Raw genomic sequence first — 1797 nt, 5'->3', positions numbered from 1 at the left:
ACCGATATTTAAATCCTGATAAGTGGTCAGGGCTTTTTGCCTGGCTTCCTTGTCCAGTTGGTTAAAGTTGTATAGTTTGAGTGTTATCGTTTTCATCGTTGCTGAATTTGATTTTCGGATAATTGTGCAGATGCCATACCTGCCGTTTGTTTTAATTTAATCTGTGAACAATACTTGATCTGCCCTGAAAGGCTCGTCCTGTCCCCGGCGGTAATAGTCGATTGATACGCCAACGTCATTGTGTTTGTACACTACTTTGAGATTATCGGAATAGCTAACTATAGTATCATCCTGTCTACTGGAAACCGTCAGCACTTCTTTCAATTTTGTTAGGATTTTCATAGCGGGTTAAGGATTGAAGAAAAGTTCTACTGCTGTTTTGAATTTCGGGTCGCTGTGCTTGCCCTGTTCGGTGTAATTCGTCAGGCAGTGGTGCAGGAATAGCGCTCCGTAGCCATCAAATAACTGGTCGGCAAACAGGCTGCTGCTTTTTTCCAGTTGCTTGCCGTATTTTTTGATTTTACGGTCGGCATCTTCGGCAAGCTGAACCCAAAAATCCACGCCGAATAGTTGATTTTTCCAAACCTTGCGTACTTCTTCGGGATTGTCCCGCATGTATGCGTAAAGCTGCCCGGCGTAGGTTAAAAAGCCGGGCATTTCGTGGATGAATAAGGCATGTAATAATTTGGCCTTATCTACATTCGTGAAACTGTGTAATGTTTTCATTTGCTGTTCTGTTAAATGGTTAGTGGAATAAAGGCTACTATTCTGCCTGTGATATTGTCGTGGTGTGAAATGATCGTGTAGCCAAGCCTTGCGATTTCGTCAAGGTGAGTTTTCATAATGGCCTGTTCGTTTTCCTCGCCACGTCCTGTAAACCTGTCCGGCTTGCGGTATTTATAGGCAAACTCGTGTACATCCTTACAATCTGTTACGGCTTCCCTGATTACCCATTTGGGTATGTTACTTTTGGTTTCCATCTGCTATGGTTGTAAAATGAGGGGGATTGCTCCCCCTTATGATTATCAGTTGAGGGTTAATGCTTCTTCACCGCTTTTGGCGTAGCCGAGGCATAAATCAAATGCAGCCTGTGTGCGCAATTGGCCTGTACCGCCGATGATGGATTTTACTTTGGCTTCATCGTCCTTGTATTCCTTTACATTTTGGAAGTAGCCGGTAATGGCGTTGTATGCCCCGAACAATGTCCCTTTGGTAGTTTCGGTCTGTTGGGTAGGGCTTGCCATTGCGTACATAAAAGCGTTATCGCAGATATTTTTAAACACGGTCGAAAGTTCCTCGCCCGTTTTCAGGCTCTTTAATACTTCTTTGCTCGGTGCCATTGCTTGCTGTATCAGCTTCATTACATCCTTATCGGTAATGCGCACCTTTGTCCATTGGTTAAAAAGGCCGTCCAGTTCATCAGCCATTTTGTTAGAAATGCCCATGACCTTGTGGGCTTCCTTTAGCCTGTCCTCTGCGTTGCCCGTGTGGCGTATCTTAATCGTATTGGAACTGTTACGGAGTGCAGCACTTAGCGTATTTTGGCAAACTATTCTGATTGGTGTAAATGCTGCGGTGATACTGCCCGAGCCATCGTGCGAAGTGGTCAGGAACAGGTATTTTTCGATATAATCATCGCTACCTACCTTGATGTAGCCGGGAAGTTTGGCGGTAATGAAAATACGCTCCCCGTTGCCTAAAGCCCCTGCAGTTTCATATTGCATCCCGTCCCCGCCCACGATGGCGTCAAAGAAGCTGAATGCATCCCGGTTTTGTACGATACTGTAATCCCTTCCG

4 protein-coding genes are annotated in these 1797 nt (G+C 45.1%); all 4 read right to left on the bottom strand.

Annotation, left to right across the window (positions count from 1 at the left end; genetic code table 11):
* Positions 1-156 precede the first annotated feature (156 nt).
* Positions 157-342 carry a hypothetical protein gene (locus tag RG47T_RS25140; protein WP_074492985.1) on the bottom strand — a complete coding sequence of 62 codons (186 nt, stop codon included), beginning with the start codon at positions 340-342 and terminating at the stop codon, positions 157-159.
* A 6-nt stretch (positions 343-348) separates the two neighbouring features.
* Complete coding sequence (locus RG47T_RS25135; protein ID WP_074492983.1) at positions 349-726, bottom strand: hypothetical protein; 378 nt, start codon at positions 724-726, stop codon at positions 349-351.
* Positions 727-737: 11 nt separating this feature from the next.
* Complete coding sequence (locus RG47T_RS25130; protein ID WP_074492981.1) at positions 738-980, bottom strand: hypothetical protein; 243 nt, start codon at positions 978-980, stop codon at positions 738-740.
* A gap of 45 nt (positions 981-1025) precedes the next feature.
* Positions 1026-1797, bottom strand: a 772-nt coding sequence (locus RG47T_RS25125; protein ID WP_074492979.1) for a DUF932 domain-containing protein, incomplete at its 5' end; no start/stop codon positions are given.

The sequence above is a fragment of the Mucilaginibacter polytrichastri genome, assembly GCF_001911425.1.
GTDB classification, from domain to species: Bacteria; Bacteroidota; Bacteroidia; order Sphingobacteriales; family Sphingobacteriaceae; genus Mucilaginibacter; species Mucilaginibacter polytrichastri.
Note: the sequence above shows the minus strand (reverse complement) of the source record. Positions and strands in the feature narration are given on the sequence as shown.